The sequence below is a fragment of the Sphingomonas alpina genome (assembly GCF_014490665.1).
Classification (GTDB): domain Bacteria; phylum Pseudomonadota; class Alphaproteobacteria; order Sphingomonadales; family Sphingomonadaceae; genus Sphingomonas; species Sphingomonas alpina.
The window spans coordinates 966,577-980,784 of record NZ_CP061038.1 but is presented as its reverse complement, the minus strand read 5'-3'; the positions used below and the strand labels follow the sequence as shown (position 1 = coordinate 980,784).

Annotated in this window: 6 protein-coding genes; 4 read left to right on the top strand and 2 right to left on the bottom strand. The window is 63.2% G+C overall.

Annotated elements, in window-relative coordinates; translation table 11 throughout:
• Positions 1–12: 12 nt before the first annotated feature.
• Positions 13–528 (top strand): 50S ribosomal protein L10, encoded by a 516-nt coding sequence (rplJ, locus tag H3Z74_RS04505; RefSeq protein ID WP_187762783.1) that lies wholly within the window; start codon positions 13–15, stop codon positions 526–528.
• 74 nt (positions 529–602) lie between these two features.
• Positions 603–980 carry a 50S ribosomal protein L7/L12 gene (gene rplL / locus H3Z74_RS04500; RefSeq protein WP_034156745.1) on the top strand — a complete coding sequence of 126 codons (378 nt, stop codon included), beginning with the start codon at positions 603–605 and terminating at the stop codon, positions 978–980.
• A gap of 677 nt (positions 981–1,657) precedes the next feature.
• Here the strand turns inward: rplL and H3Z74_RS24305 are convergent.
• Together H3Z74_RS24305 and H3Z74_RS04490 are read right to left on the bottom strand one after the other, a co-directional pair.
• A complete protein-coding gene (locus tag H3Z74_RS24305; protein ID WP_229726882.1) occupies positions 1,658–3,046 on the bottom strand; it encodes a hypothetical protein in 1,389 nt (462 codons plus the stop codon).
• Positions 3,047–3,204: 158 nt separating this feature from the next.
• Positions 3,205–4,542, bottom strand: coding sequence for a hypothetical protein (locus tag H3Z74_RS04490; RefSeq protein ID WP_187762782.1), 1,338 nt, complete (start codon positions 4,540–4,542; stop codon positions 3,205–3,207).
• Between the two features lie 546 nt (positions 4,543–5,088).
• Between H3Z74_RS04490 and rpoB the strand changes: the two genes are divergently transcribed.
• A complete protein-coding gene (rpoB, locus tag H3Z74_RS04485; protein WP_187762781.1) occupies positions 5,089–9,240 on the top strand; it encodes a DNA-directed RNA polymerase subunit beta in 4,152 nt (1,383 codons plus the stop codon).
• 157 nt (positions 9,241–9,397) lie between these two features.
• Positions 9,398–13,669 carry a DNA-directed RNA polymerase subunit beta' gene (rpoC, locus tag H3Z74_RS04480; protein ID WP_187762780.1) on the top strand — a complete coding sequence of 1,424 codons (4,272 nt, stop codon included), beginning with the start codon at positions 9,398–9,400 and terminating at the stop codon, positions 13,667–13,669.
• Positions 13,670–14,208 lie beyond the last annotated feature (539 nt).

Here is a 14,208-nt window from a genome sequence, read left to right as displayed (position 1 = left end):
GTGGAGAATGGCATGGATCGCGCTCAAAAGACCGAGCTCGTCGCCGAGCTGAACCGCACCTTTTCCGAGGTTGGCGTGGTGGTTGTCACCCGCAATCTCGGCCTCACCGTCGCGCAATCGACGCAGCTGAGGAACAAGATGCGCGACGCCGGCGCGACCTATAAGGTCTCGAAGAACAAGCTTGCCAAGATCGCGCTCGATGGCACCGACTATCTCTCGCTGGGCGATCTGCTCACCGGGCCGGTAGGCCTTGCCACCTCGATCGACCCGGTCGCAGCCGCCAAGGTGGCTGTCGATTTCGCGAAGACGAACGACAAGTTCGAAATCGTCGGTGGGGCGATGGGTGCGACTGCCCTCGACGTCGACGGCGTGAAGGCGCTCGCAACGCTGCCCTCGCTGGATGAACTGCGTGCCAAGATTGTCGGTCTCCTCGTTGCCCCGGCAACGAAGCTGGCGACGATCACGCAGGCTCCCGCGGCGCAGCTCGCGCGCGTTCTTTCTGCCTACGCGGAGAAGGAAGCGGCCTGATCTTTCAGGCATTTTCGAGACTCAATTGTTGAACTGAACCGATGGGGCAGAAAGCCCCGAACTGGAGAATACACATGGCAGACCTGAACGCGCTGGTTGACCAGCTGAGCGAACTGACCGTCCTTGAAGCAGCCGAGCTGTCGAAGCTGCTCGAAGAGAAGTGGGGCGTTTCGGCCGCAGCAGCGGTTGCAGCACCAGCAGCCGGTGGCGGCGGCGCAGCAGCTCCGGCAGCTGAAGAGAAGACCGAATTCGACGTCATCCTGACCGGCGACGGTGGCAAGAAGATCAACGTCATCAAGGAAGTCCGTGCGATCACCGCGCTCGGCCTGACCGAAGCCAAGACGCTGGTCGAGTCGGCTCCCAAGGCCGTCAAGGAAGGCGTTTCGAAGGACGAAGCCGAAAAGATCAAGAAGCAGCTGGAAGAAGCCGGCGCGACTGTCGAGATCAAGTAAGCAAGCGGAGAGACGGTTTAGCGGCAACGCTAAACCGTATTCCCGCAAGGCCGGCCGGCGGTCCCTTGGGATCGGTCGACAGGCATGGGCTTTGCCCATACCGGCCAGCGAAAAGAAAGGGCGGCTCCTGCCAAGGGGCCGCCCTTTTTCATGGAAGAGCGCGTGGAGTCAGACCAACATATAGTGATCTGGCCTCATTCTCATCTTTCCCGGCGAAGGCCGGGATCCAGTCGTGAAGCAGTCGGTAACTGCTGCCGTCGTTCGTTTCCTTGACCTCTCCAACTGGGCCCGCCCCTCGCCGGGGAAGCAGGAAGGACAGGTCATGGTCGACCATCAGACGTCCCTACGCGCACCTGTCACAGCGTGCCGCTTTCGCGCCTCGGCTTGGCACCCCTGTTATCCCCTGTTTTCAGCGTTAAATTTTCCAGCCCCTGTTATGTTGGATCTGGCGGCCGAATTAGGCGCACTTTTTCAGCAGCTTGGCTGATTCCGCCCCTGTTATGAAAACAGGATGGAACAGGGGCGATAACAGGGGCCGTTTCGGTCGAAACAGGGGCGATACCAGCCCCTGTTTCGTGGCCATGTGAAAGAGCGCGACAAGACGCCGATGTGACCTCTCGTTCGACGCTCACCAAGCTGCATCCCGTGGCTCTGTTGAATCGCTCGACTGAAAAAGCTCAGCGCTCGATCGTCAGATTATGCGGCCGCTGGCTCACACCATCGAACATGCGCGGACCGGTATCGGCGCGGAACGGCCCCATCTTCGCGTCCTCGCCCCGGTCGATACCGATGACGAAGGCGGTGGCGGTCTGGCCATTGCCGCCATGCGCTTCGCCCGGCTCCCAATGATAGAGCGCATTCACCGACATCACGGGCACGAAGAATGCCTTGTCCTGCACGGTCAGGATGCTGAGCGATTCCTTGGGTATCATCGCCATGCCGCCGAGCGAGATATCCGCACCCGGATCGAGGTCGAAGGGCGCGACCGGCGGCCTGTCGATCGGCGCCGCAAACAGCGCGGCCAGCACCGCGTCCTGGTCCGCGCTTGCACTGAGCAGACGGATGTCGAGCCGGATCGCCCGTGCCGCCGCGTCGCCGGTGTTGCGGACGTCGATCTCGTAATCGACCGCCGCGCTGGTCAGGTTCGTACCGGCGCGGCGTGTGCGCAACGCCAGCTCGATCCGCGCGCGCGGACCGGTCGGAACAGGCGCAGGCGGGGGCCTGAGAAAGGAGGGTGGCCGTGGTGCCTCCGGGATCGCCTCCTGAATTGCTGGTGCCGGCTCTGGTTCAGGCGGCAGAACCGGCGCCCGTGGAGCAACTGGCGGCGGCGCTTCTCCCAGGGGTTCGCGCACTGGTTCGGGCCCGGCTTGGGGCGGCGCCGTCGGCGGAAAGGCATGAGCCAGTTCACCGTCGTCAGCGGATATTCCGATCTCGATCTCGCGGTCGTCGGGGACGTTGCGGCGGCGCAGGAAGAACCAGCCAGCCCAGCCCAGCCCCGCAATCAGAACGACCGCGATACCCCCGATGATGAACCAGCGCGCATTGCCGGCGGACGGCTCGGCATAGCCTGTCACGGCCGGCGTCGAGGTCGCGCTTGGTGTCGGCGTCGGGACCGGCACTGCCTCAGGCGCTGTCGTCACCGGCGACGGAGCAGCCTGTGGCGTTGCGGGAATGATCGGTGTGGGCGCTATGACTGGTGTCTCGACGCGCGGTGGCGGCGCTACGGCAACCGGCGGGGTGATCGTGCGCGGCGTTGCGACCGCCCTGGGCGGCGGCGCTGCACGCGGTGTGGGCGTCGCACGAGATACCGGCGCGGCAGCGGGGCGTGATGGCGGCACCGTCCGCGCGACCGGCGGCGGCGCGGCGCGCGGCGCGGGCGTGACCGCAGGCGTGGGAGCCGGTCGTGGCGCGGGCCCGCGATCGCCGGGCAGGCGAAAGCCTTCCAGACCCGGAATGAGTGTCGGCGTTGGCGCGGGCGTCTGACTATTCTGTGCCTGGACGCCGGTTGCGGTCAAAAATAATGGCACAGCGAGAAAGCGCAGCCAGCTTACGAAAAATGTCGTCATGGTCCCCACTGGTGCGCCTTAACCGAGTATTTCTGAATGCCATACGACCGCCGCCTCGATCGCGGCAAGGCGAGAGGCAAAGGCGATGAATGTCGCATACGGCAGGACCCGCCCCTCCCGAGGGAGAGACGGGCCCGACGTGACGAAACGACCGGGGCTCAGGCGTGTTGGGGAACGCCGTGCAGCCGCGCCTCGATATTGTCGCTCATCTGCTGACGGTGGATCGCGATCGGACGCATCTCCCCGCTGCCATCGTTCGTGCCGTCGTCATTCATGCCGATCGTGAAGGAGGCGCTGGTGCGGCCCTCGCTGCCATCGGCCAGGCGATAACGGGCATTGGCGACCACGAACGGTACGAAGGTCTTTGCCTCTTCGCCAAGAACCTCCTTGGAGAGCGACAAAGTGGCATCGACGCGAGTCCCCTCCCCCGGTTCGATCGTGACGGGTGAGACCTCGCCGTCCCCGCTCCGCTCGAGCAGCAGGCGCTCCATCTCGGCTTCGTTGCCGGATTCGGTCGCGAACATGAAGGTCGAGATGCGGACGTCCTTGGCGGCAACCGAACCGGAATTGCCGACGGTCAGCTCGATTTCGACCAGCGCGTCCTCGGCATTGCTGCCGGCACGGACCGGGCGCATCGAGAATTCAAGCCACGGACGATCGGCATGCGCGGTACCGGCGGTGAGCGCAGCGACATCTTCCGCCTCCGGCTCGGCCAGTTCGGCCTCGACCGCAACGGCATCCACCAGCTCATCAGCCGTGGCGGCGGCAACCGGCGCCGCGGCCAGTGGTGCCACACGTATGAACTGCGGCGCGGGCGCTATCGCCGGCTCGGCGCGAACCGGCTCGACATGAGCGGGTGCAGTTTCCGCGACCGGCTCGACATAGGTTTCTTCATAATAGACATCTTCGACGCGACGACGACGGCGCAACATCAACGCGCCCAATATGGCGAGCACGGCAATGCCGGCGAGCACCCACGGCCAAACCGGTGCGGCGTCGGTCGTGGTCGTCGTTGTTGCAGTATCAGCGGCAGGTGCGGCGGCCTCTGGCACCGGCGCAGGTGCGACCGCAACGGGCGCTTCGGCAACCGGCGCGACTTCCGGATTCGACGCAGGGGGCGTGATTGCCGGCGCAGCCTCGGCGACGGGCGCGGGCGCGGCAGCGACCGGCGCGGCGCGCTGTGGCGCAGGCGCACGGGTGACGGTGCGCGCCTGGCGAACCGTGCGCGTCGTCCGGCGCGTGACGGGAGCGGCCGTGGCTTCCGCAGCCGGCTCGGCAGCGGCTAGCTCGGGCGTCGTAACCTGCGCTGCAGGCGGTGCCACTGTTGCCGGCGCCGGTGGCGTGGCTGTGATCGTCGGAACGACCGGCGGCGGCGCTACCGCCTGTGCCGGCGGCGCGGTCTGCACCTCCTGCGCAACGGCGGGTACCGCGAGCAGTACCAGGGTTGGGACGAGCGCGGCGAACGCGCGGCGATGCTGTGGGGGCATGATTTTCATAACGGAGACTCAATGAAGGGAACCCCGATTCTGACCCATCAGAACATCGGAATTGCGTTGAGCGGGTATCTGTGGCCGATGAATGGAATATTTCGATACCATAACGACCATAGAATGAACGATCATTCCATTTATGAAACGATAACTCGGAATATTTATTGCACCGCACCATAAATGATCTTGGGCTCACCAAGATAAAGTACAGACACTGATGTCGATTATTTGAACTTATTTCGCGGATATTTCCGCTTGCGACGCCATTCGTTGCGATCCCTCGATTCCTGCAGGACCGAGTAATAGCCAAACCCTTGGCTGCCGGCCCGCGTTGACAGAATCCAACACGGTTCCTATATGGCCAGTTCACCACAGACCTCGGGAAATGATGTGCCGTCGCGCAGCGCATCGATCGAATTGGGCTCTATGGTTCTTGAGACGCTTGAAGCTGCTGTTTTCCGATAAGGATGACATGCGGCTTTTTTGCGTCTCTACGCGTGCCCCCCGGTGGATGCCGGGCGCGACATTCTTAGCTGTAAGGCAAAAAAATCCATGGCGACCAAGGCAATCGAGGGCGGCACCGCAAAGCGCCGCATCCGCAAGGTGTTCGGCAACATCCACGAAGTGGTGCAGATGCCGAACCTGATCGAGGTTCAGCGCGAATCCTACGAACAGTTCCTCCGCTCGGATCCCTCGATCGGCTATGTCTCCGGCCTCGAAAAGACCCTGCGCTCGGTCTTCCCGATCCGCGATTTCGCCGGCACCGCCGAACTCGACTTCGTCAATTACGAGCTCGAGCCGCCCAAGTTCGACACCGATGAATGCCGTCAGCGCGGCATCACCTATGCGGCGCCGATGCGCGTTACCCTCCGCCTGATCGTGTTCGAGGTCGATGCCGATACGGATTCGCGCTCGGTCCTCGATATCAAGGAGCAGGACGTCTACATGGGCGACATGCCCCTGATGACGGGCAACGGCACCTTCATCATCAACGGCACGGAACGCGTGATCGTCAGCCAGATGCACCGCTCGCCGGGCGTCCTGTTCGACCATGACCGCGGCAAGACCCACGCATCGGGCAAGTATCTCTTCGCTGCGCGCGTTATCCCCTATCGCGGTTCGTGGCTCGACTTCGAGTTCGACGCGAAGGACATCGTCAACGTCCGGATCGACCGCAAGCGCAAGCTGCCGGTTACCGCGTTGCTGTACGCGCTCGGTCTGACCGGCGAGGAAATCCTCAATTACTTCTACAACCGCGTCACCTTCGTGCGCGGCCAGGGCGGCTGGATCATTCCGTTCCAGGCGGAGAATTGGCGCGGCCAGAAGCCGATGTTCGACATCATCGATGCGAAGACCGGTGAAGTCGTGTTCCCGTCGGGCCAGAAGATTTCCCCACGCGCCGCCAACAAGGCAGCCAAGGACGGCCTGACCGACCTGCTGATCCCGACCGAGGAAATCTTCGGCCGCTACAGCGCCTATGACCTGATCAACGAGACCACCGGCCAGATCTATATTGAAGCCGGCGACGAAGTGTCGTCCGAGAATCTCGAACTGCTCGACAAGGCCGGCATCGATCGCATCGAGCTGCTCGACATCGACCATGTCGCGACCGGCCCATGGATCCGCAACACGCTCAAGGCCGACAAGGCCGAGGAGCGCGAGCAGGCCCTGAGCGATATCTATCGCGTCATGCGCCCCGGCGAGCCGCCAACGCTCGAAACCGCAGAGTCGCTGTTCAGCGGCCTGTTCTTCGATCCCGACCGCTACGATCTGTCGGCGGTCGGCCGCGTCAAGCTCAACATGCGCCTTGACCTCGATGCCGAGGACACGGTCACCACGCTGCGCACCGAGGATATCCTCGCGGTCGTGAAGACCTTGGTCGACCTGAAGGACGGCAAGGGCGAAATCGACGATATCGACAATCTCGGCAACCGCCGCGTGCGTTCGGTCGGCGAGCTGCTCGAGAACCAGTACCGCGTCGGTCTGCTCCGCATGGAGCGCGCCGTGAAGGAGCGCATGTCCTCGGTCGACGTGTCGACCGTGATGCCGAACGACCTGATCAACGCCAAGCCGGCGGTCGCTGCGGTGCGTGAATTCTTCGGTTCGTCGCAGCTGTCGCAGTTCATGGATCAGACCAACCCGCTGTCGGAAGTCACTCACAAGCGCCGCGTATCGGCACTTGGGCCGGGTGGTCTGACGCGTGAGCGCGCCGGCTTCGAAGTCCGCGACGTTCACCCGACCCATTATGGCCGCATCTGCCCGATTGAAACGCCGGAAGGCCCGAACATCGGCCTGATCAACTCGCTGGCCAGCTTCAGCCGCGTCAACAAATACGGTTTCATCGAGACGCCGTACCGCAAGGTCGTCGACCATAAGGTCACCGATGACGTCGTCTATCTGTCGGCGATGGAAGAGGCCAAGCACACGATCGCGCAGGCCAACGCCGAGCTCGACGCGTCGAAGGGCTTTGTCGAGGAACTGGTGTCGTCGCGTCAGTCGGGTGAATTCCTGATGGCGATCCCCGACAACATCACGCTGATGGACGTCAGCCCGAAGCAGCTCGTCTCGGTCGCCGCATCGCTCATTCCGTTCCTGGAAAACGATGACGCCAACCGCGCGCTGATGGGCTCGAACATGCAACGTCAGGCCGTGCCGCTGGTTCAGGCCGAGGCGCCGTTCGTCGGCACCGGCATGGAAGAGACCGTGGCACGCGATTCCGGTGCGGCGATTTCCGCCAAGCGCGCCGGCGTGGTCGACCAGGTCGATGCCGCGCGTATCGTGATCCGCGCAACGGGCAGCGTCGAGGCCGGCCAGTCGGGCGTCGACATCTACACGCTGATGAAGTTCCAGCGCTCGAACCAGAACACCTGCATCAACCAGCGTCCGCTGGTGAAGGTCGGTGACGTGGTGAACACCGGCGACGTGATCGCCGATGGCCCCTCGACCGAGTTCGGTGAGCTCGCGCTGGGCCGCAACAGCCTCGTCGCGTTCATGCCGTGGAACGGCTATAACTACGAGGATTCGATCCTCATCTCCGAACGCATCGTGAAGGACGACGTCTTCACCTCGATCCATATCGAGGAATTCGAAGTCATGGCCCGCGACACCAAGCTGGGGCCGGAGGACATCACGCGCGACATTCCGAACGTCGGCGAGGAAGCGCTTCGCAACCTCGACGAAGCGGGCATCGTCTATATCGGCGCCGAAGTGGAGCCGGGCGACATCCTGGCCGGCAAGATCACCCCCAAGGGTGAATCGCCGATGACGCCGGAGGAAAAGCTCCTCCGCGCCATCTTCGGTGAAAAGGCGTCAGACGTGCGCGACACCTCGCTGCGACTGCCGCCGGGCGTTGCCGGCACGGTTGTCGAGGTTCGGGTGTTCAATCGCCACGGCATCGACAAGGACGAGCGCGCGATGGCGATCGAGCGCGAGGAAATCGAGCGCCTGAAGAAGGACTCGGACGACGAGCGCAGCATCCTCAACCGTGCGACCTGGTCGCGCCTGCGGGAAATGCTGCTCGACCAGACCGCGACCGCCGCGCCGAAGGGCGTCAAGAAGGGCGTGGTCATCGACCAGGACCTGCTCGACAGCGTCGATCGTCACGAATGGTGGAAGTTCGCCGTTGCCGACGACAAGATCCAGAGCGATCTGGAAGCGGTCAAGGTACAGTATGACGATGCCGCCAAGCTGATCCAGGACAAGTTCCTCGATCGTCGCGAAAAGCTGGAGCGTGGCGATGAGCTGCCGCCCGGCGTGCTCAAGATGGTCAAGGTGTTCGTCGCGGTGAAGCGCAAGCTGCAGCCGGGCGACAAGATGGCCGGCCGTCACGGCAACAAGGGCGTGATCAGCCGCATCCTGCCGGCGGAGGACATGCCGTTCCTCGCCGACGGCACCGCGGTCGATATCGTGCTCAACCCGCTCGGCGTGCCGTCGCGGATGAACGTCGGTCAGATCTTCGAGACGCATCTCGGCTGGGCCGCGCGCGGCCTGGGGCAACAGATCAGCCAGGCGCTGGAGGATTGGCGTGAAGCCAACCCCGACGCCGTGGCCGGCGCGATGCCCGAAGTCGTCAAGGATCGCCTCAAGACGGTCTATGGCGAGCAGTATCACGCAGAGATCGACGCCCGTACGGGCGACGAGATCATCGAACTGGCGCAGAACCTGCGCGGCGGCGTGCCGATGGCGACGCCGGTGTTCGACGGTGCCCGCGAAGCCGATGTCTCGGCGATGCTGGCGCTGGCGGGGCTCGATACGTCGGGCCAGAGCGATCTGTTCGACGGGCGTACCGGCGACAAGTTCGACCGCAAGGTCACCGTCGGCTACATCTATATGCTGAAGCTGCACCATCTCGTGGACGACAAGATCCACGCCCGGTCGATCGGCCCCTACTCGCTCGTCACGCAGCAGCCGCTGGGTGGTAAGGCGCAGTTCGGCGGTCAGCGCTTCGGTGAGATGGAGGTCTGGGCACTCCAGGCCTACGGCGCCGCCTATACCCTGCAGGAAATGCTCACGGTGAAGTCCGACGACGTGGTCGGCCGCACCAAGGTCTATGAAGCGATCGTCAAGGGCGACGACACCTTCGAGGCCGGCATTCCGGAGAGCTTCAACGTGCTCGTCAAGGAAATGCGCTCGCTGGGTCTGAACGTCGAGCTGAAGAGCATCGAGCAGTTCGACTCCGACGGCGTCGCGATCGCGGCGGAGTAACTTCTGCTCCCCTCTCCCCTTGTGGGAGAGGGGGTCGGGGGTGAGGGGGAATGCGCGACACTCGCGGCAGTCCCCCTCACCCTCCCAAGCCTTCGGCTTGGGCCCCTCCCTCTCCCACAAGGGGAGAGGGTTTAGAAATTCAAGGAAGGGTTCGAACATGAACGAACTGACCAACTTCGCCAATCCGGTCGCCAAGACCGAAACCTTTGACCAGATCCAGATCGGCATCGCGTCCCCGGACCGTATCCGCTCATGGAGCTTCGGCGAGATCAAGAAGCCGGAAACCATCAACTATCGCACGTTCAAGCCCGAGCGTGACGGCCTGTTCTGCGCGCGCATCTTCGGTCCGATCAAGGACTACGAGTGCCTGTGCGGCAAGTACAAGCGCATGAAGTACAAGGGCATCGTCTGCGAGAAGTGCGGCGTCGAGGTGACCGTTTCGAAGGTCCGCCGCGAGCGCATGGGCCATATCGAACTGGCAGCACCAGTTGCGCATATCTGGTTCCTGAAGTCGCTGCCGTCGCGCATCGGCCTGCTGCTCGACATGCAGCTCAAGCAGCTCGAGCGCGTGCTGTACTTCGAAGCCTATATCGTGATCGAGCCGGGCATCACGCCGCTGGAAAAATACCAGCTGATGACCGAGGATGAGCTGCTCGACGCGCAGGATGAATATGGCGAGGACGCGTTCTCGGCTGGCATCGGCGCCGAAGCGGTCCGCATCATGCTTCAGGACCTCGATCTCGAGGGCGAGCGCAAGGAGCTGCTCGAAGAGCTGGCGGTCACCAAGTCGGAACTGAAGCCGAAGAAGATCATCAAGCGCCTGAAGGTCGTCGAGAGCTTCATCGATTCGGGTAACCGCCCGGAATGGATGATCCTCGAGGTCGTTCCGGTCATCCCGCCCGAGCTGCGCCCGCTGGTGCCGCTGGATGGCGGCCGCTTCGCGACCTCGGATCTGAACGATCTGTATCGCCGCGTGATCAACCGCAACAACCGCCTCAAGCGCCTGATGGAACTGCGTGCGCCGGACATCATCGTCCGCAACGAAAAGCGCATGCTGCAGGAAGCCGTCGACGCACTGTTCGATAACGGCCGTCGCGGCCGCACCATCACCGGCGCCAACAAGCGTCCGCTGAAGTCGCTGTCCGACATGCTCAAGGGCAAGCAGGGTCGCTTCCGTCAGAACCTGCTCGGCAAGCGCGTCGACTATTCGGGTCGTTCGGTCATCGTGACCGGTCCGGAACTGAAGCTGCATCAGTGCGGCCTGCCGAAGAAGATGGCGCTCGAGCTGTTCAAGCCGTTCATCTATGCGCGCCTCGACGCCAAGGGCCTCAGCATGACGCTGAAGCAGGCGAAGAAGTGGGTCGAGAAGGAGCGCAAGGAAGTCTGGGACATCCTCGACGAAGTCATTCGCGAGCATCCGGTCATGCTCAACCGCGCGCCGACGCTTCACCGTCTCGGCATCCAGGCGTTCGAGCCCGTGCTGATCGAGGGCAAGGCGATCCAGCTTCACCCGCTGGTCTGTTCGGCCTTCAACGCCGATTTCGATGGCGATCAGATGGCCGTCCACGTTCCCCTCTCGCTGGAAGCCCAGCTCGAGGCACGCGTGCTGATGATGTCGACCAACAACATCCTGAGCCCAGCGAACGGCAAGCCGATCATCGTGCCGTCGCAGGACATGGTGCTGGGTCTCTATTATCTGTCGATGCTGAAGGAAGGCGAGCCCGGCGAAGGCATGCTGATCTCCGACATGGCGGAAGTGCATCAGGCGATCGAGGCCGGCGCGGTGACGCTCCACACCAAGATCACCACGCGCGTCCCGCAGACCGATGCCGAGGGCAAGACCTACCTCAAGCGCTATGAGACCACCCCGGGCCGCATGCTGCTCGGCGAGTGCCTGCCGAAGAGCTCCAAGGTGCCGTTCGACACCGTCAACCGCCTCCTCACCAAGAAGGATGTGGGTGACGTGATCGACGAGGTCTATCGTCACACCGGCCAGAAGGAGACCGTGCTGTTCGCCGATGCGATCATGGCATTGGGCTTCAAGCACGCGTTCAAGGCGGGCATTTCGTTCGGCAAGGACGACATGATCATTCCGGACGCCAAGGTCGGCCTGGTCGATGAGACGCGTGCGCTCGTGAAGGATTTCGAGCAGCAGTATCAGGACGGTCTGATCACGCATCAGGAGAAGTACAACAAGGTGATCGACGCCTGGTCGGGCTGCGGTGATCGTGTTGCGACGGCCATGATGGACGAGATCAAGGCCGTGAAGAAGCTGCCGAACGGTCGCGAAGCGCCGATCAACTCGATCTACATGATGGCGCACTCCGGTGCTCGTGGTTCGCAGGCGCAGATCAAGCAGCTGGCGGGTATGCGCGGGCTGATGGCCAAGCCGTCGGGCGAGATCATCGAAACGCCGATCATCTCGAACTTCAAGGAAGGCCTGACCGTCCTCGAATATTTCAACTCCACCCACGGCGCCCGCAAGGGTCTCGCGGATACGGCGTTGAAGACCGCCAACTCGGGCTACCTGACCCGCCGTCTGGTCGATGTGTCGCAGGATTGCGTGATCATCGAGAATGATTGCGGCACCGAACGCGCGCTGGAAATGCGCGCGATCGTCCAGGGCGGCTCGACCATCGCGTCGCTCGGCGAGCGCATCCTCGGTCGCACGACCGCGGAGGACATTGTCGACACCAAGACCGGCGAGATCGTCATCCCCTCGGGCACGCTGCTCGACGAGCCGATGATCACGAAGATCGAGGCGATCGGCACCCAGGCCGTGAAGATCCGCAGCCCGCTGGTCTGCGAGACCAAGATCGGCGTGTGCGGCAAGTGCTACGGGCGCGATCTCGCCCGCGGTACGCCGGTCAACATCGGTGAAGCGGTCGGCGTCATCGCCGCCCAGTCGATCGGTGAGCCGGGCACCCAGCTGACGATGCGGACCTTCCACATCGGCGGCGCGGCGCAGCTCAACGAGCAGTCGAACCTCGAGGCGGTTGCCGACGGGACGATGGAGTATCGCGACCTTCGCATCATCATGGATCAGCGCGGCCGCCGCGTCGTGCTGAGCCGTTCGGGCGAAATCGCGATCGTCGACATGGACGGCCGCGAGCGTGCGGTGCACCGCATCCCGTACGGCGCGTACGTGATGTACGATGACGGCCATATCGTCTCGAAGGGCGATCGTCTGGCCGAGTGGGACCCGTTCACCATGCCGGTGATCACGGAAAACCCCGGTGTCGTGAAGTATGTCGATCTGATCGAGGGCAAGACCCTGGTCGAGCAGGCAGACGAAGCCACCGGCATCTCGCAGCGCGTGATCATCGAATATCGCGCCGCGACCAAGTCGAAGGAGGATCTGCGTCCGCGCCTGACCCTGCTCGACTCGGACTCGGGTGAAGCCGGCCGTTACATGCTTGCACCGGGCGCCACGCTCTCGGTCGAGGACGGCGCGCAGGTTTCCGGCGGTGACGTTCTGGCTCGTGTCAGCCGCGAAGCTGCCAAGACCCGCGACATCACCGGCGGTCTGCCGCGGGTGGCGGAGCTGTTCGAAGCACGCAAGCCGAAGGAAAATGCGATCATCGCGAAGGTCTCGGGCCGTGTCGTGTTCGGCAAGGACTATAAGGCCAAGCGCAAGATCGGCATTCAGCCCGAGGATGGCGGCGAGGTCGTCGAGTATCTGGTGCCCAAGTCGAAGGTGATCGACGTTCAGGAAGGCGACTACGTCAAGCGTGGCGACAACCTGATCGGCGGCAGCCCCGACCCGCACGACATTCTCGAAGTGCTCGGCATCGAGCCGCTGGCGGAATATCTCGTCTCGGAAATCCAGGAAGTTTATCGACTTCAGGGCGTGAAGATCAACGACAAGCACATCGAGGTGATCGTTCGCCAGATGCTGCAAAAGGTCGAGATCACCGATGGCGGCGATACCACGCTGCTGGCGGGCGAGCAGGTCGATCGCGACGAGATGGATGCGATCAACGACAAGCTCGACAAGAAGGAGCGTCGTGCACAGGGCAAGCCCGTCCTGCTCGGCATCACCAAGGCGTCGCTGCAGACCCGCAGCTTCATCTCGGCGGCGTCGTTCCAGGAGACCACTCGCGTCCTCACCGAGGCGGCGGTCCAGGGCAAGCAGGACACGCTGATCGGCCTCAAGGAGAACGTGATCGTCGGTCGTCTCATCCCCGCCGGTACCGGCGCGGGCATGAACCGTCTGCGCGTCGCGGCCTCCAGCCGTGATGCCGCCCTGCGCGTCCAGCAGCGTCGTCTGCAGGAAGTGCTGATCGCGCCGAATTCGGCGGCGGAAGAGCGTGCGGCCGAGAAGCTGCGCGACGTCGCCGACGATACCGGCAGCGATGCCCTGGCCTCGGTCGTGACCAGCGGCACCGGCACCGATGCCGATGCGGGCGAGTATCTGATCAAGGAATGATCGGGTAGCGCCCCGGCGCTGACAGAAACAAGCCGCCGTCCGGATCGTCCGGGCGGCGGCTTTTTCTTTGTGCAGCGTAATTTCGTCTTCTCTCCGTCATCTCCGCGACAGAGTATCGGGTCGGGGGCAGGACCGAGGACTAGCGGCGGGAGGGTTGAGATATGGGACACCGGAATGTCGCATATCTCCCTTCCCGCCATTTCAACGGCAAGTCATATAATATAATTATATCAGATAGTTAACTATAATTTCGCTGAATAGACGTCTTCGTCACCCCCGCGAAAGCGGGGATCCCGCTGCCTTGCCCCGCACTCAGAAGACGAAGAAGCGGGATCCCCGCTTTCGCGGGGATGACTGCAGTGGTTCGATTAAAATAGCCCACCAAATTGCGTCAGAAATGCAACAGCCCCGGCCAAATCCGAAACGATCGGGACCAGGGGCCCGAGCTTCACTTGCCCCTTGTTACAGAGCGGTTACGAATTGACTCGAACTCCGGGACACAATGGAGTCGCCTGCGGGGCGGATGCCGATACTCAACG

What these genes read in the sequence shown, in the direction of transcription:
- H3Z74_RS24305 (WP_229726882.1), bottom strand. Translation starts at nt 3,046, where the DNA reads ATGACGACATTTTTCGTAAGCTGGCTGCGCTTTCTCGCTGTGCCATTA.
- rplL (WP_034156745.1), top strand. Translation starts at nt 603, where the DNA reads ATGGCAGACCTGAACGCGCTGGTTGACCAGCTGAGCGAACTGACCGTC.
- rpoB (WP_187762781.1), top strand. Translation starts at nt 5,089, where the DNA reads ATGGCGACCAAGGCAATCGAGGGCGGCACCGCAAAGCGCCGCATCCGC.
- rpoC (WP_187762780.1), top strand. Translation starts at nt 9,398, where the DNA reads ATGAACGAACTGACCAACTTCGCCAATCCGGTCGCCAAGACCGAAACC.
- H3Z74_RS04490 (WP_187762782.1), bottom strand. Translation starts at nt 4,542, where the DNA reads ATGAAAATCATGCCCCCACAGCATCGCCGCGCGTTCGCCGCGCTCGTC.
- rplJ (WP_187762783.1), top strand. Translation starts at nt 13, where the DNA reads ATGGATCGCGCTCAAAAGACCGAGCTCGTCGCCGAGCTGAACCGCACC.